The following is a 21,238-nucleotide window of genomic DNA, read 5'->3' as shown; positions in this document are numbered from 1 at the left end:
TGGCTGGCTTGCCGACAGTGAGCAAGCCCGCTTCAGACAGCACTGCCAGCTCCCGCTGAACCGCCCCACGGCCTGACCAGGCCAGGGCAAACACCTGATTGGCATAAAAGCTCCGCCGGTATCCGATGCCGAACCTTGGGAATAAAGGCGTCGGCCAGACGGGAACTGGTTCGTGATTTGGTTTTTTTCATACCTGTTATGGTTTGTATCGTATCTGGAAATGGTTTTTTGGTGGCCACGCAGGTCGGTTCAGCGAAGCATAAACCCGCATTCTGTAGGCTCAAACGCCCTTTGCTTGACGCCTGGGTTTGGCTTTTTCGGGCAGGCAGCCGGCTGGTCTGCTCCCGGCACAGCCTGAACAGAAAGGCGACCTGCGCGGCGTCGTTCTTCCTTGTTTTCTTGCCACCTTCCAGCGTACAGGCCGCGTCCACGAGGGCGTCGAACTCTTGCTGCACCTTGACCAGCCCAGGCGGCATGGTCAACCTGTCGTACAGGTCGGTCAATGAGGACTCAGTAAAGAAGGACGCATGTGGAGTAAAAGACTTCGCTTCTTATTTGATAGCTGCCTGCGCCCGTACTGCTTGCGCCGAAAGCTTATTTAATGTTGATTTTTGTTTGAATGCATGAAAAAGCGCGCCAAAAACTGCCGCGCTTTCAAAGTGGCCTGCCCCCTCCTGAAGCGAAAGGCGGGCAGGCTGCCGTCCCCTTGGTTCAATGCCCTGAATTCGGATCCATTTTTTCGGCGGTATGGAACACCGAATGATTTTCAGGACCGGTCACGTACAGGAAACCAGCCAGGCCTTTTTCAAGCCGTGACAAGGCATGGTCCACCAGGATGTAGCGGCCCGGCACTTCCACCTTGAACTCGACCATCGATGCGCCGCCAGGCGGCACGCTGATGGTTTGCACGTTTTTGAGTGGCGGCGATGTCAGGTCGGCCAGGTTGTAGACCCGGTCGAACACTTCGCCAATCACATGGAAGCTCGACGTGGCATTGGGGCCGCCGACACCGAAGAAAATACGCATGGTTTCACCAACTTTTGCTTCCATGCGGTGTGTCTTGGTCAGCGCGCCCATCGTGCCGTTGAACATCATGTGCTCGGGTTGCTCCTTCAGCATTTTTTCAAGGGAAAACTCGTTTTCTCCCTGCGTGCCGTGCGCCTGGGCGGTGTAGAGCTCACCCTGCATGACATAGAACTCGCGGTCTACCTGGGGCAGGCCGCCTTCGGGTTCGACCAGGATCATGCCGTACATGCCGTTGGAAATGTGCTGGGCGACCATCGGCGTGGCGCAGTGGTACACAAACAGGCCCGGGTTGAGCGCTTTGAAGGTGAAGCTCTTGCTGGTGCCGGGTGCAGCCTGCGTCACCGCTGCGCCGCCGCCAGGGCCGGTCACGGCATGAAAGTCGACCGAATGGATCATCTTGCTGTCGGCGGCATTGGCCATGTTCACCGTCACGGTGTCGCCCTGGCGCACGCGGATGAAGGGACCGGGCACCTTGTTGTTGAAGGTCCAGTATTTATAGGTGGTTCCGTCATCCAGCTGACCCAGGACTTCGGTGGTTTCCAGGTCCACCGTCAGGCTTTGCGGACCACGGGCGCCTATCGGCGTGCTGACTTCCATCGGGCTGCGCGAGACTTCTGCACCTAGCGCCTTGGGTGTGGGGGCGCCGTCGCCGACCATGATCTGGCCGATCATGCCGGCCTGCACATGGCCTGGCAACGTGCAGATGTATTTGAATTCACCCTTCTTGTTGGCCTGGAACACGATGGTGGTGCTGGCGCCCTTGGTGTTGAGCTGGTTTGATGACGCCTTGAAGTCAGGCACGCTGATGTCGTGCGTCGCACCGTCGCCATTGATCAGGTTGATCTGCACGATGGCGCCTTCTGCCACGGCCAGTTGCGGATTGACCTTGCCCTTGATGGCGCCGGTTTCGCCGATAAACACCAGCTTGCCGTCGGCAATGTCGGTGCGCAGGGTAAAAGTCACGTTGGGTATGGCCTTGACGCCGGTGTCGTGTTGGCCATGGGGGGTGGCGGCAAAGCTGGCTGACAGGCTTGCAACACTGACGACCGCAGCTGCGACCGCATTTTTCAGGAATGTAACTTTCATTTTTATCACCTTGAATGACGTTGTTGTCTAACGCAAAAGCAGGCCAGTGGTTTGCTTTCCCCGTGCCGCCACCCGAATGGTGCGAAATGCAGTGGTTGTGTGTCTCAGATTCATCGGCCTGCCTGGATTAATCATAGATATTAAATGAATGTTTTAATTTGATCCAAGTCAACCTATCGGGCGCGCTGGGCGCATGGGCTTTTCAACCCGTTTTTCTTCTGCCGGGCGGTGGCGCTGGCTGCCTCAGGATGGGGATCGACTGGAATGTGGCAGGGTTTTCCATACGGCTGCCGCCCTGGGCCATCAGGTCTTCAAGCGTCACGCCATCAAGCACGGCCAGGTAGGCAGCCGTGGCGCTGTACAGCACGCCCTTGAGCTTGCAGGCGGTCGTCAGCATGCAGTGGTTTTTGGCGGGATCGAAACATTCGGCCATGTAGAAATCGGGTTCGGTGCTGCGCACCACGGCGCCAATGTTGATGAGCGACGGTTCCTTGCCCAGCCTGAGTCCGCCGTTGCGGCCCCGCAACGACTCGACCTCGCCCAAAATGCCGAGCTGGTGCACGACCTTGGTCAGATGGTTTTTGGCAATGTTGTGGGCATTGGCAATGTCCTGAATGGTCACCAACCGGTCGCGGTTGGCGGCAAGGTACATCAGGGTGCGCAGGGCGTAGTCGGTGTAGGTGGTCAGTCGCATGGCGTGATGAGGATCCGGTGGGGAAAACGAAGGCAACGCGTCAGGCCAGCAGCGTTGAACACCAGCGCGATTTTAGAGATGGCCAGATATTTTCAACCAGCCAAGGAATAAATATGTATTTATGTTTCATCTTTTTAAAAGATGCAATTAGAATGCATTTTAATAAGTTTGAAGTGTTTTCGAATTTTTCAACCGTAACCACCAAGGAAATTTGCCATGCAAGCAACGCGCAAACTCTGGACCTGGCTTGCTGTCATCTGTGTGCTGTCCTTTGCCGTGTTGGGCTGGGTCGGAACAGAGATTTACCTGACAGCACCGCCGGTTCCCAAACAAGTCATCAGCACCCAGGGAACGGTGTTGTTCTCCGAAGGACAGGTCCAGCGCGGCCAGAAAGCCTGGCTCTCGGCCGGCGGCCAGCAGCTCGGTTCGGTCTGGGGGCACGGCAGCTACCTAGCGCCCGACTGGTCGGCCGACTGGCTGCACCGCGAGGCACTGGCCTTGCGCGGCGTCTGGGCACAACGCGATTTCGGCAAGACCTTCGAGGCGCTGAGCGTCGGCCAGCAGGCCGAACTCAACGCCCGGCTCAAGGTCGAGATGCGCGGCAACACCTATGACGCCGCCACCGGCGCCATCACCCTGTCGCCCGAGCGCACCGAGGCCGTGCAGCAGGTCGCACGCCACTACACCGACCTGTTCGGCGATGCGCCGTCGCTCGACAAGCTGCGCGAGCAGTACGCCATGAGTTCAGGCCTGCTGCCTGACGCGGACGACCTGAAAGCGCTTCCGGCCTTCATTTTCTGGTCCTCATGGTCCGCCGCCACGGACCGGCCGAACGAAACCGACATCAGCTACACCAGCAACTGGCCGCATGAGCCGCTGGTGGACAACACGCCCACCGCCGGCGCGGGCATCTGGTCGATTGCCAGCATCATCTTCATGATCGCGGCCATTGCCGGCATGATTTTTTACCACTCGACTTCCAAGGAAGAGAGTGATCCGAAGCCCGCCAAGACCGATCCGCTGTTTGACTTGAAGCCGACGCCGTCGATGAAGGCCACGCGCAAGTATTTCTACGTGGTGATCGGCCTGATCCTGGCGCAGGTCGGCATGGGCGTCATCACCGCCCACTATGCAGTCGAAGGCCAGAGCTTCTTCGGCTTCCCGCTGGGCGAGATCCTGCCGTTCACCGTGAGCCGCACCATTCACACGCAATTTGCCGTGCTGTGGATTGCCACCGCCTGGCTGGCCACCGGTCTTTACATTGCCCCGGCCATTTCCGGCCATGAGCCCAAGTACCAGAAGCTCGGCGTCGATGTGTTGTTTTATGCGCTGCTGTTCATCGTCGTCGGCTCGACCGTCACCGGCTGGATCGGCACCTTGCAGCACCTGGGCACCGACTTCAGCTTCTGGGTCGGCAACCAGGGCCTTGAATTCACCAGCATGGGCCGCGTCTGGCAAATCCTGCTATTCATCGGCCTGCTGTTCTGGGTCACCTTGCTCGGTCGCGGACTCCTGCCCGCGCTGAAGAAGCCGTCGGAAAGCCGCGGCCTGATCGCCATGGTGTTCCTGGCCGCGCTGTGCATCGGCGGCTTTTACGCCACGTCATTGACCTGGGGCCAGACCACCCATTACTCGATGGTCGAGTACTGGCGCTGGTGGCTGGTCCACCTGTGGGTCGAAGGCTTCTTCGAAGTGTTTGCCACCGCCGTCATTGCGCTGTTGTTCACCCGCCTGGGCCTGATCCATGCCGCCACCGCCAACACCGCCATCGTGCTGGAAACCATCGTGTTCCTGTTCGGCGGCATCCTGGGCACGCTACACCACCTGTATTTCACCGGCACGCCGACCTTCGTGATTGCGATTGGCGCGATGTTCTCGGCGCTCGAAGTGGTGCCGCTGGCGATGATTGGCGTCGAAGCCTATCGCAACTACCAGCGCTCCAAGTCGGCGCCCTGGGTGCAAGCCTACAAGTGGCCCATCCTGTGCTTCATTGCCGTGGGATTCTGGAACGTCGTCGGCGCCGGCTTGCTGGGCTTTTCCATCAACACGCCGATTGCGCTGTACTACATGCAGGGCCTGAACATGACGGCAGCCCATGGGCATGCCGCGCTGTTCGGTGTCTACGGCATGCTGGGCATCGGCCTGCTGCTGTTTTGCCTGCGCGGCCTGTCGCCACGCCATGCCTGGTCCGACAAGCTGCTGGCGCCTATGTTCTGGTGCCTCAATATCGGTCTGGGCATGATGGTGTTCATCTCGCTCGTGCCCGCCGGCATCTACCAGGCCTGGGCCAGCATCACCCAGGGCATGTGGTTTGCCCGTTCGGCCGAGTTTGTGCATTCGCCCATCATGGAAACCCTGGTGTGGATGCGCGTTCCGGGCGACATCGTGTTTGCCATCGGCACCGTGTTCCTGGCCTGGTTTGCCATCCGCCTGCTGACCGGCGGAAACAAGCAGCCGGTGCTGGCGGGTGCAAGCCTGACCAAACGGGCCTGAGCGCCTGGAGTTTGCTGAAGAGGCCGGCCATCATGGCCTCTTCAGCCATCATCTTTTCATTCCTTTGAAATCCTCCAGGAGAATCTTCATGAGCCACAACTGCTCCCTTCCTGTGATGTCCGAAGGCGTCTATCCCTTTGATGCGCGCGGCGTTGCCAAGCGCTTTCGCCATGCCGCCATTTTTGGTGCGCTCGATTCGCTGCAGTCCGGCGAAACCATGCGCTTTTGCAACGACCACGACCCCTTGCCGCTGCTGTCGCAGATCAACGCCCGCTTCGGTGCCGGCGTGGCCATCACGTATGTCCAGCGCCAGCCGGGCGAGATCGTGATTGATTTCAAGGTGGTCGCCTGACGTCGCACGCAGGGCTGCGCTTCTAGAATGACAGCTTTCCCATCCCGTCCGCAAGGTGCCAGGACGCAGGTTAAAGACAGGCTGACCTGGTAGTGCTGTTTTGCGGTTTCAGTCCCCACAAACGAACTCACCGGACCCGCCCGTGAACTACCTCGCCATCAAGCACCTGCACATCACCTTCGCCTTTCTGAGTGGCAGCTTTTTCCTGCTGCGGGGACTGTGGATGCTGCTGGACTCGCCAATGCTGCAGCGGCGTTGGGTGAAAATCGTGCCGCACGTCGTCGATACGTTGCTGCTGGCGTCGGCGCTGGTGCTGGTCTTCTGGAGCGGCCAGTACCCGTTTGTGCAGAACTGGCTGACGGCCAAGGTGCTGGCGCTGGTGGCCTACGTCGTGCTGGGCACCATCGCCCTCAAGCGCGGCAAGACCCGGGGCGTGCGGACGTTTGCACTGCTGGCGGCGCTGGCCACCTTTGCCTACATCGTGGCAGTGGCGCGGACGCGGCAGGCGGATGTGGTGTGGCAGGCTGCGGGATTGGGCGGCTGAAGGGCCGATTTTCAGGTAAAAAATGGCATTTCCGCAATATCCGTATCAATAGTTTGCTATCAAATTAAAATTGAAAAGCTGCATTGAAAAGCTGGACCTGACGGGCTGACGGCCTCACTTTTCCGGCCCGTCCAGCAGCATCCGGACCAAGGGATGCAGCACTTTCTTGTGCGCGGCAATGGCAAAGAAATGCTCCGCCACGCCATCACAGGCGCCAACACGCGCCACGCCATAGCGGCTGGTCAGTTCTTCATGCACCAGCTCGGCCGCCGGAAAAACGCCCATGCCGCTGGCGCCAAAGGTCTTGAGCAGCGCGCTGTCCTCGAACTCGCCCACGATGTGGGGCCGGATGCCCAGCCGTTCAAACCACAGGTCGAGCGCGGTGCGCACGTCGGCGTGGCCGCTCGGCAGCAGCACCGGCACGCTGGCCAGCGAGCGTGGAAAGTCCTGCAGCGCCGCTGCCTGCCAGGCCGGCGGCGCATACCAGGCCAGCGTGGACGAGCCCAGCGAATGGCTGTACAGCTTGAGGTTGGGACTGGACGGCGCCGGCCGGTCGGCCAGCACCACGTCGAGCCGGTGCAGTGCCAGGTCGCCGAGCAGGTCATCGAATTTGTCTTCATGGCACAGCAGCCGCAGGCCCGGCGCCTGCATGACCGGCTGCATCAGGAGCCTGACAGCCAGCTTGGGCAGCGTGTCGGACACGCCGAGCGTCAGCCGAACGGCCGGCGAACCGGTGGCCTCGCGCAGCGCCGCCGGCAATTGTTCGCCCAGCTGAAATATCTGCTCAGCCTGGCGCATGGCGGCCAGGCCGGCTTCGGTCAGCGCCAGGCCGCGCCCGGCGGGCTTGAGCAGTGCAAAACCCAGCGAGCGCTCCAGCTCGCGCACCTGCGTGCTCACGGTCTGCACCGCCATGCCCAGGCGTTCGGCGGCCCGCACCATGCCGCCTTCCTTGGCAACCACCCAGAAATAGTAGAGATGCCGGTAGCTGAAGAGAATGCTCATTGTCAGGTTTTTCAGAAGTTTTATTCAATAATTATCTGCTTTTAAGGAATAAATCCAACCCCTATTCTTGATTTCTTTTTTAATCCCCACCTCTGGAGCACTGCGATGCAAGTCATTTTTGAATCCCGCGACACCGAAGGCCGTCAATTCCAGGCCCTGGCCGAGCAGCGCGTCCGTTTCGTGCTGCGCCGCTTGAGCTGGCTGGTGCCGCAGGCAAACATCCGGCTGTCGGATGTGAACGGTCCGCGCGGCGGCATTGACAAGCGCTGCCAGGTCGAGTTCACCACGCAGGGCAGCGGCCGCATCATCAGCACCGCAACAGCCGCCAACTGGCGCGCAGCGCTCGAAGGCGCGCTGGCCCGGGCAGCGCGGCGCATCGTTCGCAGCGTGCAGCGCAGCCAGGTGCGCGAGCGCATGCAGCCGCGCCAGGCACTGTTCGCCACCGACCTCTGACGCTTTCCATCCCTCCACCGACACCCAAGGAACACCCCATGCGCAGCTATCCCCGCAACAGCCCACAAGCCGCCGCCCGGATTCTGGCCCTGGCCATGCTGGCAGATGGCCACCAGTGCCCTTCGGAGCTGGCCCTGCTCGAACGGCTCGACGTGCATGCGCAACTTGGCCTGAGCCGCACCGAACTGCATGCGGTGGTGCATACCTTTTGTGAAGACCTGATGGCGTTTTCAGCCGGCATGTGCTGGGCCGACCTGTCACAAGTCCGTCCCGATCCGTTGCGCCAGGTGCTGGGCGAGGTGGACAACCCCGCGCTTCAGAGCCTGGTGATGGCGCTGTGCATTTCCCTGGTCAAGGCCGACCATTGCCTGGCCGACAGCGAGTCGGTGGTGCTGGCCGCCGCCCTGCTGCAATGGGGCTTGCCCCGGCAAGCGCTCCAAGCCGCCCCCCAGTGAAACCAAAGTCCGAAAAATAGAAACCGCATGGCAGCGTGCCGCCTGAGACCCGGCCCTGGAAGACGCCTTCAGGCCACGTTGACTGTTTCCTTGGCCCGAAGCTTGGCACCGATGTATTCGCCGTGGGTGACGTGCAACAGTCCGGCGATCTTGCTGATCAGGTGGTTTTCGTTCGCATGCAGATGGTCATCGGCATAAGCGATCTGCCACATGTGCTCCACCATGCGGATTTTTTCCGGATGCCCCAGGCTGTCGTTGACGCGCGTGGTGAACTGGTGGTAGTCCGAGGCATTGCGCGCGGTCAGGTCCGCCAGTTCGACCAGCAGTGCCAGTTCTTCGTCAAGCAGCGCAAACTTTTCACGCAGGCTGGACAGCACTGCCTGGCGTTCTTCGGCATGGCTGGCGGGGTCGGCGCGCATCACTTCCACCAGCAGCACGGCGGTGGCCAGCTTGAGGGCATGGTCGCGCGCCTGGGCGCTTTCCCCGGCCGGACCAGTAAAAGCGTCAAACAAATCTTTGAGGGTTCTGAGCATGGGTTTTTCCAAAAAAATGGGGCAGCTGCACCGCTTGGGCGTTAGCCAGCAGAATGCGACTCCATGAACTTGGGACGAGTTCCCGCGGTTCCATGGCTATATGTAACGTTGCGGTTGCAAGGCTCGTAAATAAAAACCGCATCAGGACACGCTGTAGTCATGCGGTAAATAACGGGTAAACCTCTGTTTTCCTTACATCGCGTTAACAAATGCAAGGCAACAATGACCTTACTGAATCACAAAGAGTCTTGGAAAAGCGGCGATTCAGGCGCAGTTCCTGCTGTTTTTTGCAAACCGCCGGAACGCTTCCGGCCTTTGCAGCTAGAGACAAAAGCTTTAGGCAAGTCAATTCGTCCATTGGAGAACCTTATGAAATCGAAATTCTTCACCGCTTCCCTTCTCGCATCCGCCATGTTCGCCGGTGTGGGAATATCCCCGGCCATGGCCCAAGGCACCCACACTCCGCGCATCGACCAGACGCAGCAAGCCATCACCGCGCGCATCCAGCAGGGTATGGCGTCGGGCCACATTACGCCTTATGAAGCGCAGATACTGATTCGCCGCGACCGCGACATCCAGATGCGCGAGGCGCAGTACAAGTCCAACGGCATGGCAACGCCGCAGGAACGCCAGCAGTTGCGCAACGAGCTGAGCGCGCTCAATGCCGACGTTGAACGCATGATGGCCAACAACAACGTGGTGCGCCCGCCGGCCAATGCCGCCAACACCCCCGGCATTGACAGCCGCGAGCAGCAGATCAGCCAGCGCATCGACGAAGGCGTGCGCGCCGGTCGCATCGGCCCGCGTGAAGCGCGAAGGCTGCAGAGCCGGGAGCGGGAAATAGCACGCCACGAGGTCTTCTTCAAGTCCGACGGCGTGGTGACGCAGCAGGAACGCCGCCAGTTGCGCAATGAGCTCAATGCCCTGCGCGACGAGGTGGAGCGAATGATCCACAACGACCGTCGCAATCGCGGTTGAACCGCCGCGTGACGTGGCGACATTGCGCCGCCTGAATGGATTGGCATCAGCCAGGCGGTTCGGTCCACCAAGGCCGGGCTTCATGGCTTTTTAGTATAAAAAAAGGCTGTCGCGCTGGCTGAAGAATCTTTGGTAGCTATACAAATAATAGCAAAGTAAGCCCGGCCCAGGCGGCCCAAAGCCTTGGCTTTAGCGCAGGTTCGATTGCACCCAGCGCACGATGTCCGCCGCGCCCATGGCGCCCGGTTGACGGGCAATCTCGCGGCCATCCCGGAACAGCGCCAGCGTCGGGATGCTGCGAATGTTGAAGCGCGTTCCCAGGCTGGGAACGGCTTCGGTATCAACCTTTGCCAGCCGCACCTGCGGCTCCAGCTGCGTGGCCGCCTGCTCATAGGCCGGCGCCATCTGGCGGCACGGGCCGCACCACGGCGCCCAGAAATCGACCAGCACCGGAATCTGGTTGCGGCTGATGTGCCGGTCAAACGCCGCCTCGTCCAGCGCAGCCGAATGCGCGGTGAACAGCGCCTGCTTGCAGCTGCCGCAGGTCGGCGCGCTGCCAAGCTGGTCGGTGCGAACCCGGTTGGTGGTGTGGCAATGCGGGCAAACGATGTGAAGTGAATCGGTCATCCTCCCAAGCTTGGGGGCGGGCGCCGGCATTTCAAGCGCCTGTCAAGGCATCACGTCTTGAGCGTAAAAGAGGGGATGACGCCGATGGACTATTGTCTTGGGCTGATTGGAGGAAAATGCGTTTTTGACACGCAAGGAGTGACTGGTTTTGAAATTTTTCAACATGCGCCGCAGCGCAACCGTCGCGCTGGTCATGGTTGCAGGCCTGGCTGGCTTGCTGGGCGGTTGTGCCAGCCCGGTGAAATCATTTGCGTCGCAGGAGGAATTCAGCTCGACCGTGACCTATTCCCGGCTGTTCGATTCCACCGCTGCGCAAACCTGCGAGGCGTCCAGGCGGGCCTTGCTGAGCCAGGGTTACATCATCAGTTCGGCCCGGGAAGATATGGTCGAAGGCCGCAAGAGCTTCCAGCCCGAGCCCGAGTCGCACCTGCTGATGGAAATTCGCGTCGTCTGCGCGCCGGATACCCCTGACGGCAAGGTCAGCCTGGGTTTCGTCACCGCGCTGCAGGATGTCTACGCCCTGAAGAAAAGCAACAATTCGGCCAGCCTGGGCGTGGGCGCGCTCGGTTCAGTCTCGCTTCCCTTCAGCTCCAGCAACGATGCCATGGTCAAGGTCGGCAGCCGGACCATTTCATCGGACGCGTTTTATGACCGCTTTTTTGACCTGGTCAGGCGTTACCTGGTGGTCGACGACGCCGGCAACTGATCTTCAAGCGGCCGCGGCCAGGCCTGCATCAGCTTCGCGCCAGTGGCCTTGCGCCAGGCCGTCGAGCGAATAAGGGCCGACGGCAGCGCGAATCAGGCGCAGCGTCGGAAATCCCACCGCTGCCGTCATGCGGCGCACCTGGCGGTTGCGCCCTTCGCGAATGCTAAGTTCAATCCAGCCGGTGGGAATCGACTGCCGGACGCGAACCGGCGGATCGCGCGGCCACAGCGCGGGCGGCGCCGGCATCAGGCTGGCACGTGCCGGCAGGCTCAAGCCGTCGTTCAGCGCAACGCCCCGGCGCAGGCTTTGCAGCGCGGCTTCGCCGGGCACGCCTTCCACCTGGACCCAGTAGGTTTTCTCCATCTTGAAGCGCGGGTCGGCAATGCGCGCCTGCAGCTTTCCGTCGCGGGTCAGCAGCAGCAGGCCTTCGCTGTCGGCATCGAGCCGGCCGGCCACATACACACCCGGCAGGTCGATGAAATCCTTCAATCCGCGCCAGCGCCCTTCCGGCGTGAACTGGCTGAGCACGCCATAGGGCTTGTTGAAGACGATCAGCCCGGGCAAGCCCATCAGCCGCCCAGCTGGTCAGCCAGCGCCATAAAGTCGCGGGCGTGCCGGGTATTGGCCGGGCAGGGCGACACATCCTTGGGCTGGTCCGCGCCAAACTCCGCCGGACGCTCGATGTAGGCGGTCTGCAGGCCGCAGGCGCGCGCGGCGGCCAGGTCGTCCTGGTGGGCGGCCACCAGCATCACCTCGGACGGCGCCACGTCGAACACCCCGGCCACCCCCAGATAGGTCGCCGGGTCGGGCTTGTAGGCGCGAAACACCTCGGCCGACAAAATGCAGTCCCACGGCAGGCCGCCGTGCTTGGCCATGTCGGCCAGCAGGCCGATGTTGCCGTTGGACAGCGTGCAAATCATGTGCCGCGACTTCAGGCGCGTCAGTCCCTGCACCACGTCGGGCCACGGGTCCAGCCGGTGCCAGGCCTTGTTCAGGTGTTGCAACTCGGCCTCGCTCAGGTCGTCAAGGCCGAACGGCGCCAGCAGCCCGTCAAGAATCAGCCGGTGCAGGTCGTCGATCAGCGTCCAGCCGAGTTCGCCCGACATCACCCGGCGCATGGCCGGCTGGTAGCCAGCGCGCCAGGCGAGCGCGAAAGCGTTGCCGTCTATCGACGGCCGCAGGGCCTGCACTTCGCGGGCAATGCCGCTGTGCCAGTCCACCACGGTGCCGAAAACATCAAAGGCCAGGACCTGGGGCGCGGGAAAGGGGAGGGAGTTCATGGCGCCATTATCGGCAGCCGGTTGCCAGCGGGCACCTGATGGCCGGCATCACGCCTGCCTGTTTTTTGGGCATGCCGCGCCAAGCCACGGCTGGCGCGGCTTTCGGGACTTGTCCAGTGACTTGTCCACAGGGCCATTCACAGTTGGCAGGCATAACCCTGGCGCTCATTGGTTGAGGGACACGAGCAGCAAAATCAGCAGCAGCACGGCCAGCACGGCAAAGCCGATCTTCACCCAGCTGTAGGGCTGTTCGCCAGCCATGGCGCCGGTGTAGCCGTTGCCCACCACCTGAAAGCTGCGCGCGCCGTAGGTGTAGCTGACCAGCCAGACCGGCACCAGGATGTGCTTGAAGGTGCGGCCCTGAAACTGCGCATCGACCTGCAGGTTGCGAAAGGTGTCGCCCGGCACCTGGCGGCCGCACAGCACCTGCAGGTGTTGCTGCATCGCGTCCTGGTTGCGCTTTTCGGCCTTGCCCAGGTCGATCTGGTAGCGCTCCACCGTCCAGCCACGCACAAATTCGGGCGAATAGGCTTGCAGGTCGGTCAGCGTTGGAAAAGGTTCGATCTGCCGCAGCAGCGCCGGATGCACACCGGCCGTGCCGGGCACCAGCTCGTCGTCAAAGAAATGTGCCAGGCTGCCCGCCGCCGGCACCCAGCGCACCTGCCGCACCTGGCGGGTTTGCCGCTGGCCTTTGCTGTCCTGGTAGCTTTCGGTCTCGTAGTAATAGTGGCCGGCGTCGGCGCGCCAGCGGGCACTGGCCTGGGCATCAAAGGTCCAGTAGGGCAGGTACACGCCGCTCAGCGTGTCGGTCAGTGCGGCCGATTTGAGCTTGCCGGGCGCGAACCAGCGCGAGCCATACCACTGGCGAAGGCGGGTGCGCATCTGCGCTTCGCTGACCTTGAACGGCAGCAGGCTTTGCGGCGTGATGGCGTCATTCAGCGACAAGTGCTCGATGATCGACGGCGAGCCGCAAAAGTCGCAGCGCCTGGCGACCTTGCCGTCGACAAACACCGAAATGGCGTGGCAGCTCTGGCACTGCACCTCGCGCTTTTCCTGTGCGGCCGCACCGCTCCAGCCGCGCCCGCTGGCGGGGTGGCTCAAGGCTTGCTGCAGGTCCTGCTCGACGGCGCTGGCGTCCGGCAGCGCCTGGCCCGGCGCATACGGCACGACCGTGCCGCAATAGGGGCAGGCCAGCGCCTGCCGGGCGGCATTCCATTGCAGGTCGGCGCCGCACTCGGGGCAGGGGTGTTTGCCCACGGTGGCGGGCTGGTCGGATGGCGCCATGTTGTTCTTTTCGGTGTCAGCGTGGTCGGGGCTGCCCCCGTGAAGGCGGCCGGCAGGAATGAAAAGACCGGGGTGTCAGCCGCGCAAAAATTCTTCCAGCGAAGGCCTGGCGATGCGCCAGGCGCTGCCGATCTTGCGCGCCTTCAGCTCGCCCGCGTGGATGGACGCCATCACGTCTTCCACCGACACGCCCAGCCCTTGCGCTGCCTGCTCGGGCGTCAGCACGTCCAGCCCGGCGGCGGCAGCGGCCGGCGGCGGGCTGGCGGCGGGCGCTGCCGGTGCCGGTACGGGTGCCATGCCGCCGCCCTGCATGCCGCGCACCATTTCCTGCGCCATGCCAAAGCCCATCGCCATCTGCGCGGGCATCGTGGCGGCTGCGCCGGCTTCGCCGCCCTGGCCCAGCGACAGACCCATCTGGTACTTCACATAGTCGTTCAGGTTGCCGATCACGCCCATGCTGGAGCGCTTGTCGATGGCCTGCTCGACCTCGGGCGGTACCGACACGTTTTCCAGCACGAAGCTGGTGATTTCCAGGCCGTACTTCCCGCGCATGGCCGGGTTGACCAGCGGCAGCAGCGCATCGCCCAGTTCGCCATAGCGCTGCGCCACGTCCAGCGCCGGAACGCCGGCGCGCGCCAGTGCTTCGGTGAAGACGCTGACGATGCGCGAGCGCATGGTGTCGGCAAACTCGTCCAGCCGGAAGTTCTGGTCGGTGCCGGCCACTTCCCGCAGGAACTTTGCCGACTCGACAATGCGAAAGTCGTAGGTGCCGAAAGCCCGCAGCCGCACCACGCCGAAATCCTGGTCGCGCATCATCACCGGGTTGGCCGTGCCCCATTTGTTGCCGGTAAAAAGGCGCGTGTTCAGGTAGTAGATGTCGCACTTGAACGGCGACTGGAAACCGTATTTCCAGCCCATGATGGTCGACAGGACGGGAACGTTTTCAGTGCCGAGGGTGTGCTTGCCCGGATGGAACAGGTCGGCGTACTGGCCGGCGGCGACAAACTGCACCTGCTGCGATTCGCGCACGATGAGCTGCGCGCCGTTCTTGATTTCCTTGTCCTCGCCCGGCCAGCGGTAGGACAGCGTGTCGCGCGAGTCATCGGTCCATTCGATGACCTCGATCAGCTGGTTCTTGAGAAGGTGGAGCAGGCTCATGGGGCGTCCTTTTCTGTCGGGTGGTGTCGGGTTGCAGGCGAAATGAAACAGGTCTGGCCGGCAGCTTAAATCCACACCAGACCCGATGAGAAATCCGCCGGGCGCGGCCGGTCCGGCGTGCCCGGTTTTATTATGACCACACGGCCCGCCGCCTGATGCGTGCAGTGCCATTGATGGCATGCGGGCCCTGCCTTGTTGCCAACCCCAGCTTGAAAGAGAACCTCCCATGACCCCTGAACAGCAAGAAGCGCTGCTTTCCATCGCCCTGTTTGCTGCCTTTGCCGACGGCAGCAAGGCCGACGCCGAACGCGAGGAAATCCGCCGCATCGCCGAGTCGCTGTCCACCGAAGCCAATGCGCCCAACCTGGCGCGGCTGTACCAGGACGTGCTGCTCAAGCGCATCAAGCTTGACGCCGCCGTGCAAAAACTGAGCGACCCCAGCCACCGCCAGCTGGCCTACGAAATGGCGGTCTGCGTCTGCGATGCCGACGGCCAGCAGACCGATGCAGAGCGCAGTTTCCTGGCCGACTTGCGCCAGCAACTGGCGCTGGACCCGGCCCAGACCCGGGCTTTTGACGTGCAGGCGGCGGCACTGGCTGAAATCGACCAGCCCGACACCGCGCTTCCTGTGCCTTCGCCATCGATGGCCGCTCTGCCGTCCACCGCCAATGAAGCAGAACTGGACCGCTCCATCCTGAACCATGCGCTGGTCAATGGCGCACTCGAATTGCTGCCGCAGTCGTGGACGTCGATGGCCATCATTCCGCTGCAGGTCAAGATGGTCTATGGCATCGGCAAGGCGCATGGCGTGACGCTGGACCAGGGGCATGTGAAGGAATTCATCGCCGCCGCCGGCGTGGGCCTGACCTCGCAGTACCTGGAGCAGTTCGGCCGCAAGCTGCTGGGCGGCCTGCTCGGCAAGCTGGCCGGCAAAACCATCGGCCAGGTCGGCAGCGCCGGCACCAGCATGGCGTTTTCGTTTGCCACCACCTATGCGCTGGGCCAGCTGGCCAAGCGCTACTACGCCGGCGGCCGGGTCATGAACACGGCATTGCTGCGCGAAACCTACCAGGGGCTGCTGGCGCCGGCGAAGAAGTTGCAAACCGACTACCTGCCGCAAATCCAGCAAAAGGCAGCCACGCTGGATGCGGGCCAGGTCATGGCGATGGTGCGCGGCAAGTAAGCGCTGGTCCGTCCGCCGTCTTCATGAAAGTTTGCTAGGTTTCGGTCAACACCGCGCTCAGTCTTGAGTGAAACAGGCGGATCTTGTAGGCCAGATGGTGGCTGACCCTTGCGCGGTAGCCGCGCGAGATGGCGTGGACGGCGCATTTGGACAGCCATTCACGCCAGTTCCGGATTGCCATGCGGTCAAACCGGTCGCAGTTGGCGCAAAAGGTTTCAAACTGCGCGTATTCACGACCCATTGACGCGGCAGTGTTCTTCAGCGTGCTGACTTCGGTAAAAAACACCCTGTCAAATCCCCGTTTGTTGTCAAGCACCTGTTCGGCTCGACCCAAATAGGTCTGCGCCATCCGGGCGGACAACAAAAAGCCGTAGTCATTTATCGAGATGGTCGCAATCCGGTGCGTGCCTTCCACGATGAAAAAGGCAATGTCGTCCGGGGGTTCAAGGGTTTGCAGTTGCATGACAGAAGTCTCCGTGCTGTCAAGTTAGCCTCAGGGTCAGGCGCGGGCTGTCAGCGGCTGCTACACCTTGCGTAGGAAAAACGCTTTTACATTCACCGACAGCATGGCTATGCCCGGGCCCACACCAGCAGCAGGTTGTTGGACGGCATCGCATGCCGTGCCGCCAGTTGCAGGCCGGCCCGCGCCGCTTCACCTTCCACGTCTTCGCGGCGGCGCAGTCCCCAGGCGGCATCCTGCGCACGCAAACTCTGGTCGAACGCCAGGTTGCCTGCAGCGGTGGGAACATCGTGCTCCAGGTAGGGGCCGTAGGTGATCAGCACGCCGCCGGTCGCCAGGTGCCGTGCGCTGCCCTGCATCAGGGCGGCGCAGGTGGCCCACGGCGCGATGTGCAGCATGTTGGCGCAGACGATGGCGTCAAAGCGCGCATCCCCGGGCAGCCAGTCGTCCGACATGACATCGAGCCGCAAGGGCGGCAGGACATTCGTCAGGCCGTGCCGGGCCACCCAGGCGGCAGTGCTGTCCAGCGCGGCGGGCTGCACGTCGGTGGGCTGCCAGGTCCAGCGCGGCAGGCCGGCCGCAAACCAGGCGACATGCTGGCCGGTGCCCGAGGCGATTTCCAGCGCGCTGCCCGTGTGGGGCAAAACATGGCGAAGCATGGTCAGGATGGGCTGCTTGTTGCGGTCGGCGGCGGGGCTGAAGTCGGGTGTGGCCATGGTCAGGAGCGCTTAAACTCGGGTTTTTTGGTTAAAAGTGGCATTTGCGCTTGATGGGCTTGCGCAAGCAGCTATGAAAAAAAGAGCAGCATCAGGTTGTGAAGCCGGGGCGTGCCGTTCAGGCCGGCAGGAACAGCGCCGGGTCCACCATCGTGCGGTTCAGCATCACGCCCCAGTGCAGGTGCGGCCCGGTCACGCGGCCGGTGGCACCCACCGCACCCAGGCTTTCGCCGGTTTTCAGCACATCGCCTGTAGCCACGCCAATGGCGCTCAGGTGGCAGTACATGCTCAGCAGCCCGCCGCCGTGGTCCAGCCACACGGTGTTGCCGTTGAAGAAATAGTCGCCGGTGTCGATGACACGGCCGGGCAGCGGCGCCACGACCGGCGTGCCCGTGCTGGCCGCGATGTCCATGCCGCTGTGCGGATTGCGTGACTGGCCGTTGAAGACGCGCCGCAGGCCGAAGGAACTGGAGCGCCGCCCCGGCACCGGAACGCGCATGCGCAAGGCGCTGGCCTGCGGCAGGGGTTCGCTGAAGGTCGCCATCACCGTGGCCTGGTGCGCTCGCTCGCGTTCATACCGGGCCTGGTTGTCAGGCGACAGGTCCACCGTGCCCGGCGCGACCTTCAGGCGCTGCTCGGTGTAGCGCTTGGGCGCCACGGTGTAGACGACCTGGCGCGGGCCGCTGCCTTCTGCGGCCTGCACCGTGATGCTTGCCCGGCCCGGCGCTGCCGACAAGGGAATGCCGACCAGCGCCGTCCATTCGATGACATCGCCCAGCACCAGCAGCGGCATCTCGCCTGCCTGTGCCACCGGACGCGCCGCCGCCGGACCCAGTGACAGCCGCGCCACGCCGCCGGGCACCTGCAAGGCGTTCGGCCAGACCTCGGGGGCCGGCGGTGCAGCGGCGGTTGCAGGCGGCGACGCGGGCAGCGCCAGCAGGCCGACAGCGCCCAGCAGGGCAGCGCGGCGGTTCAGCGGTGAAGGGGCAAGTCTGGAATGGTCAGTGGGCATGGGGGTAGGGGCTGAAGGAGAAGGCTGAAGATTCATTATGGCTGTGTTCATGGACCGGTCATGCAGGCGTTGTGTGAGGAAGGACGGGCTGCTCGTCGTACTTTTTAAATCGTCCAGGGCCGTACCATCAAGGGCATTTTTTCCTTTACTGCGGCGCCGTGAAAGCCCTGCCGCTGCTTCCGGTTTTTTTTTCTGAGCCTGAATCCCGCACCGAAAGGCCGCGCCCATGAACCACCACCGGTTTTCTCTGACCCTGCCGCTTGCGCTGCGCGCGCTGGCCTTGCTGGCGCTGATCATCGTGGCCGAGGTCGTCAACGGCACCGTTCGCACGCTGGTCATTGCCCCGCTGGTCGGCGACTTCACCGCGCGGCAGATTGGCACCGTCACCGGCTGCATCCTGATTGGCCTGATTGCGTGGTTCGGCAGCCCATGGCTCAAGGCCGCCAGCCCGCGTGCCCAGTGGGCCGTCGGCGTGCTGTGGCTGATGCTGATGATGGGCTTCGAAGTGGCTTTTGGCCGGCTGCTGGCCGGCGCTTCGTGGGAGCAACTGGCCGCCGACTACAACCTGGCGCAGGGCGGGCTGCTGGGGCTGGGCATGCTGTGGCTGCTGTGCGCGCCAAGGCTGGCGGCAGTTGTGCGGCAATGGCAAGCTTCGCCAGGTGCCGTGAAGAACCACAACCAGCGCCGGCAGCGTTGAAGCCCGTAGCCGGCGCCACGGGCACTGATCAGCTGGCTTGCTCCGCCGCCATGGTGATCTTGCCGTCGCGCACATAGTCGTCGAACTGGGTGCGTGGAATGGCGGTCAGGCCAGCGATGCCTTCGGCGGCTTCCCAGCTCAGCGTGGCGCTGTCGGGCGCCAGTTCCACTTCCACGCGGACACGCGGGATTTCGATGGGCACACCGTCACCCGGGGTATAGGTGACATCACCGGTGATCATGGCGAACTGGGGCATGGCAATTTCCTTGAGAGGTTGAAGAATAGGCGGAAAGCCGCTAAAGCATATTCTGAGGCAGCTGCCGGCCATAACGTGTCGGCAAAGGACGCCAGTTGAGGTTGACTTGGGGCCTGTTGTGCGGACGTGCTGACGGCGCTGCAAGCCTTGTGTTTTTCAATAAAAAAATGCTCTAGCGCATGCTGGACGGGCGCAAGCAGCTATCAATACTGTAGCGATTACGGCCTGCCCATCAAAGCAGGTAAAAAGTCGTGCGGCCACAAAAAGTAGGGGCCAAAGCGTGACTTGGCGATGAAATCAACGCCGACTTGCTCGCCTTGGGCGCTCACGAAGTGCTGGCCGTTGTCTATCACCAGATAGCCCTGTTCGGTGGCCCGGTCCAGAAACGGGGCGGTCTTCAGGCCCAGCTTTTGCGCGATCTTGGAGGAAGTCAGCTTCCCGTGCGCATGGCTGGCTTCTGCATTTTTGTCGTCTTCGCGCTCGGGTGGGTGGGAACGGGGCTGCAACCGCAGTCGCCACGGGTTCGCGGCTGATCCGTTCCCCCAAAATACGCACCTCGTCGCTGATGCCGATGATGCGCTGGGCTTCCTCATGGGCGTCGTTGTACAGCGGGCTGTCGTCAGCCCGCTGGATCAGGCTGCCCATTTCATTGTTGTTGACCTGGCTGAACTCATACAGGTTCAGGCTGGTGACGATGCACATTTCCTCGTTTATGTAGCACTTGGCATGCAGGCTCTTGCAAAAGATGGTGCGAATAAAGGTCAGCCCACGCAGCCATTCGATTTCCTGCGGCTGCAACTCGCTCTTGCCATAGGCGATGCGCATGTCGATCTTCAGCCAGTTCTTGTCGGCCAGCAGTTCTTTCATGCGGTCGTTGAGCTTGAGTAAGGGGCTGATCAGAATCAATCGGTCTGAAGCGCCTTTGATTAACTCGTCGAGGAAATAGTTGGTCGCGCTGCTGTTCAGAAACTTTGCCATGCCGTCTGTTGTTTTCAGATTCAAGGCGGCGCGTTCAGCGCATCGGCCACTTTTGTGTGAGTTCTATCAAGTCTGCCACCAGAGACAGATCAATCTCCAGCAAGCCCTTGTATTCGCCCAGATTGCGTTTGTTGTGGCACAGGTCCCGCACCCCCCAGACCTCGGGGCCCAGGCCGGGCGTATGGACCCATTCCTTCATCGCGGTATTCTATAAATGCGCCGTACCACGCCCGAGCCCGTTTGAATAACCAACCCACGCCCATGCAAAAAAACCATTTCCATCCCATAGGCACGCCTGACCAACCCTGGGGCATTGCAGAGCGGGCGCTGTGGCGTGCGCGCCATGTGCGCCAGCGCAGCTATGCCGCCGACGTGCTCAGCGCCATCGATGCGCTGCGGGGCCGGTTTGATGTTGAGCCGTATGGCGAAGTGCGCTATGCCGACGAACACCACCCGATAGAACGATTTCCGCTGTTGGCGATTCGCAGCCGCCACTGGCAGCCCGGCCTGCCCAGCGTACTGGTCACCGGGGGCGTGCATGGTTACGAAACCAGCGGCGTGCACGGTGCGCTGCGCTTTGTCGAGGCGCACGCGGCGGGCTTTGCCGGCCGGGTGAACCTGCTGGTGGTGCCGTGCGTCAGCCCGTGGGGGTATGAGCGCTTCCAGCGCTGGAATTTCGATGCCCTCGACCCCAACCGCGCATTTCGTGACGGCACGCCCGCGCAGGAATCTGCCGCGCTCATGCGCCTGGTGGCGCCGCTGCAGGGCCAGTTTGCCGCGCATATCGACCTGCACGAAACCACCGACACCGACGAATCGGAATACCGCCCGGCGCTGGCCGCGCGCGACGGAAAGCAGTTTGCACCTGGCAGCATCCCCGACGGGTTTTACCTGGTGGACGACACCGACAACCCCCAGCCTGCCTTTCAGCAGGCCATCATCGACGCGGTCAGCCGCGTCACGCACATTGCGCCCGCAGACGACAAAAATGAAATTATTGGCTCGCCTGTGGTGGCGCCTGGCGTGATCCGGTACGCGATGAAACCGCTGGGCCTGTGCGCCGGCATCACGGGTGCGCGCCACACCACCACCACCGAGGTCTACCCCGACAGCCCCAACGCAAGCCCCGGGCAGTGCATTGATGCGCAAGTGGCGGCGGTGTGTGCAGCGGTGGAATTCGCCTGCAGTCAGAGCGTTTAGTACCGACCGCAAGGCCAATCGCTCCAGTCATGACCTGATCGATTGACGGCTGCGCTGAGATAGCA

Annotated in this window: 25 protein-coding genes and 1 pseudogene; 10 read left to right on the top strand and 16 right to left on the bottom strand. The window is 62.5% G+C overall.

Annotation, left to right across the window (positions count from 1 at the left end; translation table 11 throughout):
* Positions 1 to 32 precede the first annotated feature (32 nt).
* The 3 genes and pseudogenes from IWX85_RS05920 to IWX85_RS05910 form a co-directional block, all read right to left on the bottom strand.
* Positions 33 to 506 (bottom strand): annotated as a pseudogene (locus tag IWX85_RS05920) (type IIL restriction-modification enzyme MmeI); the annotation flags it as partial.
* Between the two features lie 205 nt (positions 507 to 711).
* Positions 712 to 2,112, bottom strand: a complete 1,401-nt coding sequence (gene nirK, locus IWX85_RS05915; protein ID WP_196869089.1) for a copper-containing nitrite reductase — start codon at positions 2,110 to 2,112, stop codon at positions 712 to 714.
* 202 nt (positions 2,113 to 2,314) lie between these two features.
* A complete protein-coding gene (locus tag IWX85_RS05910) occupies positions 2,315 to 2,806 on the bottom strand; it encodes an Rrf2 family transcriptional regulator (protein ID WP_196869088.1) in 492 nt (163 codons plus the stop codon).
* A gap of 216 nt (positions 2,807 to 3,022) precedes the next feature.
* Here IWX85_RS05910 and IWX85_RS05905 point away from each other — a divergent pair, with 216 nt between their 5' ends.
* The 3 genes from IWX85_RS05905 (at position 3,023) to IWX85_RS05895 (ending at position 6,195) form a co-directional block, all read left to right on the top strand.
* On the top strand, positions 3,023 to 5,299 hold the full coding sequence (locus IWX85_RS05905; protein WP_196869087.1) for a nitric-oxide reductase large subunit: 2,277 nt from the start codon (positions 3,023 to 3,025) through the stop codon (positions 5,297 to 5,299).
* Positions 5,300 to 5,387: 88 nt separating this feature from the next.
* Complete coding sequence (locus IWX85_RS05900; protein WP_036810218.1) at positions 5,388 to 5,651, top strand: DUF2249 domain-containing protein; 264 nt, start codon at positions 5,388 to 5,390, stop codon at positions 5,649 to 5,651.
* A 142-nt stretch (positions 5,652 to 5,793) separates the two neighbouring features.
* Positions 5,794 to 6,195, top strand: a complete 402-nt coding sequence (locus tag IWX85_RS05895) for a SirB2 family protein (RefSeq protein WP_036810220.1) — start codon at positions 5,794 to 5,796, stop codon at positions 6,193 to 6,195.
* A gap of 114 nt (positions 6,196 to 6,309) precedes the next feature.
* Here IWX85_RS05895 and IWX85_RS05890 read toward each other — a convergent pair whose 3' ends face one another.
* The gene (locus IWX85_RS05890; RefSeq protein ID WP_196869086.1) at positions 6,310 to 7,197 is read right to left on the bottom strand and encodes a LysR family transcriptional regulator; all 888 of its coding nucleotides are present in this window, start codon (positions 7,195 to 7,197) and stop codon (positions 6,310 to 6,312) included.
* Positions 7,198 to 7,302: 105 nt separating this feature from the next.
* Here IWX85_RS05890 and IWX85_RS05885 point away from each other — a divergent pair, with 105 nt between their 5' ends.
* Together IWX85_RS05885 and IWX85_RS05880 are read left to right on the top strand one after the other, a co-directional pair.
* A complete protein-coding gene (locus IWX85_RS05885; protein WP_036810225.1) occupies positions 7,303 to 7,650 on the top strand; it encodes a hypothetical protein in 348 nt (115 codons plus the stop codon).
* A gap of 38 nt (positions 7,651 to 7,688) precedes the next feature.
* The gene (locus IWX85_RS05880; protein ID WP_196869085.1) at positions 7,689 to 8,105 is read left to right on the top strand and encodes a TerB family tellurite resistance protein; all 417 of its coding nucleotides are present in this window, start codon (positions 7,689 to 7,691) and stop codon (positions 8,103 to 8,105) included.
* 68 nt (positions 8,106 to 8,173) lie between these two features.
* Here the strand turns inward: IWX85_RS05880 and IWX85_RS05875 are convergent, their stop codons facing one another.
* Complete coding sequence (locus IWX85_RS05875; RefSeq protein ID WP_036813614.1) at positions 8,174 to 8,638, bottom strand: TerB family tellurite resistance protein; 465 nt, start codon at positions 8,636 to 8,638, stop codon at positions 8,174 to 8,176.
* Positions 8,639 to 9,007: 369 nt separating this feature from the next.
* On the opposite strand from IWX85_RS05875, the gene IWX85_RS05870 reads away from it, so the two are divergent.
* Positions 9,008 to 9,616, top strand: coding sequence for a hypothetical protein (locus IWX85_RS05870; RefSeq protein ID WP_036810231.1), 609 nt, complete (start codon positions 9,008 to 9,010; stop codon positions 9,614 to 9,616).
* Positions 9,617 to 9,805: 189 nt separating this feature from the next.
* Here IWX85_RS05870 and trxC read toward each other — a convergent pair whose 3' ends face one another.
* Positions 9,806 to 10,243, bottom strand: a complete 438-nt coding sequence (trxC, locus tag IWX85_RS05865) for a thioredoxin TrxC (RefSeq protein WP_196869084.1) — start codon at positions 10,241 to 10,243, stop codon at positions 9,806 to 9,808.
* Positions 10,244 to 10,406: 163 nt separating this feature from the next.
* Between trxC and IWX85_RS05860 the strand changes: the two genes are divergently transcribed.
* Positions 10,407 to 10,949, top strand: a complete 543-nt coding sequence (locus IWX85_RS05860) for a DUF2242 domain-containing protein (protein ID WP_196869179.1) — start codon at positions 10,407 to 10,409, stop codon at positions 10,947 to 10,949.
* A 3-nt stretch (positions 10,950 to 10,952) separates the two neighbouring features.
* On the opposite strand, the gene IWX85_RS05855 is transcribed toward IWX85_RS05860, so the two are convergent.
* From IWX85_RS05855 to IWX85_RS05840, 4 genes are all read right to left on the bottom strand, one after another.
* Positions 10,953 to 11,519, bottom strand: coding sequence for a pseudouridine synthase (locus IWX85_RS05855; protein ID WP_036810237.1), 567 nt, complete (start codon positions 11,517 to 11,519; stop codon positions 10,953 to 10,955).
* A complete protein-coding gene (locus tag IWX85_RS05850) occupies positions 11,519 to 12,229 on the bottom strand; it encodes a haloacid dehalogenase type II (protein WP_196869083.1) in 711 nt (236 codons plus the stop codon). Before IWX85_RS05850 ends, IWX85_RS05855 begins: the two co-directional genes overlap by 1 nt.
* A 165-nt stretch (positions 12,230 to 12,394) precedes the next feature.
* The gene (locus IWX85_RS05845; protein WP_196869082.1) at positions 12,395 to 13,513 is read right to left on the bottom strand and encodes a zinc ribbon domain-containing protein; all 1,119 of its coding nucleotides are present in this window, start codon (positions 13,511 to 13,513) and stop codon (positions 12,395 to 12,397) included.
* 75 nt (positions 13,514 to 13,588) lie between these two features.
* Positions 13,589 to 14,671, bottom strand: coding sequence for an SPFH and helix-turn-helix domain-containing protein (locus IWX85_RS05840; RefSeq protein ID WP_196869081.1), 1,083 nt, complete (start codon positions 14,669 to 14,671; stop codon positions 13,589 to 13,591).
* A gap of 226 nt (positions 14,672 to 14,897) precedes the next feature.
* Between IWX85_RS05840 and IWX85_RS05835 the strand changes: the two genes are divergently transcribed.
* Positions 14,898 to 15,854, top strand: a complete 957-nt coding sequence (locus IWX85_RS05835) for a YcjF family protein (RefSeq protein ID WP_196869080.1) — start codon at positions 14,898 to 14,900, stop codon at positions 15,852 to 15,854.
* Between the two features lie 34 nt (positions 15,855 to 15,888).
* On the opposite strand, the gene IWX85_RS05830 is transcribed toward IWX85_RS05835, so the two are convergent.
* The 3 genes from IWX85_RS05830 to IWX85_RS05820 all read right to left on the bottom strand — a co-directional run bounded on the left by IWX85_RS05830 (position 15,889) and on the right by IWX85_RS05820 (position 18,042).
* A complete protein-coding gene (locus tag IWX85_RS05830; protein ID WP_196869079.1) occupies positions 15,889 to 16,317 on the bottom strand; it encodes a hypothetical protein in 429 nt (142 codons plus the stop codon).
* 107 nt (positions 16,318 to 16,424) lie between these two features.
* Positions 16,425 to 17,030, bottom strand: coding sequence for a DUF938 domain-containing protein (locus tag IWX85_RS05825; protein ID WP_196869078.1), 606 nt, complete (start codon positions 17,028 to 17,030; stop codon positions 16,425 to 16,427).
* Positions 17,031 to 17,148: 118 nt separating this feature from the next.
* The gene (locus tag IWX85_RS05820; protein ID WP_036810255.1) at positions 17,149 to 18,042 is read right to left on the bottom strand and encodes a M23 family metallopeptidase; all 894 of its coding nucleotides are present in this window, start codon (positions 18,040 to 18,042) and stop codon (positions 17,149 to 17,151) included.
* 226 nt (positions 18,043 to 18,268) lie between these two features.
* Between IWX85_RS05820 and IWX85_RS05815 the strand changes: the two genes are divergently transcribed.
* Entirely contained in the window at positions 18,269 to 18,739 is a 471-nt protein-coding gene (locus IWX85_RS05815; protein ID WP_051984329.1) for a hypothetical protein, read from the top strand.
* A gap of 28 nt (positions 18,740 to 18,767) precedes the next feature.
* On the opposite strand, the gene IWX85_RS05810 is transcribed toward IWX85_RS05815, so the two are convergent.
* The 3 genes from IWX85_RS05810 to IWX85_RS05800 form a co-directional block, all read right to left on the bottom strand.
* Positions 18,768 to 18,995 (bottom strand): hypothetical protein, encoded by a 228-nt coding sequence (locus IWX85_RS05810; RefSeq protein ID WP_036810258.1) that lies wholly within the window; start codon positions 18,993 to 18,995, stop codon positions 18,768 to 18,770.
* A gap of 297 nt (positions 18,996 to 19,292) precedes the next feature.
* A complete protein-coding gene (locus tag IWX85_RS05805) occupies positions 19,293 to 19,997 on the bottom strand; it encodes a phospholipase D family protein (RefSeq protein ID WP_231379569.1) in 705 nt (234 codons plus the stop codon).
* Positions 19,998 to 20,007: 10 nt separating this feature from the next.
* On the bottom strand, positions 20,008 to 20,172 hold the full coding sequence (locus IWX85_RS05800) for a hypothetical protein (protein WP_196869077.1): 165 nt from the start codon (positions 20,170 to 20,172) through the stop codon (positions 20,008 to 20,010).
* A gap of 62 nt (positions 20,173 to 20,234) precedes the next feature.
* On the opposite strand from IWX85_RS05800, the gene IWX85_RS05795 reads away from it, so the two are divergent.
* Positions 20,235 to 21,173, top strand: coding sequence for a M14 family metallocarboxypeptidase (locus IWX85_RS05795; RefSeq protein ID WP_196869076.1), 939 nt, complete (start codon positions 20,235 to 20,237; stop codon positions 21,171 to 21,173).
* Positions 21,174 to 21,238: the final 65 nt, after the last annotated feature.

Source organism: Polaromonas sp. CG_9.11, assembly GCF_015752225.1.
Classification (GTDB): domain Bacteria; phylum Pseudomonadota; class Gammaproteobacteria; order Burkholderiales; family Burkholderiaceae_C; genus Polaromonas.
This window is presented reverse-complemented; position numbering and strand designations above follow the sequence as displayed.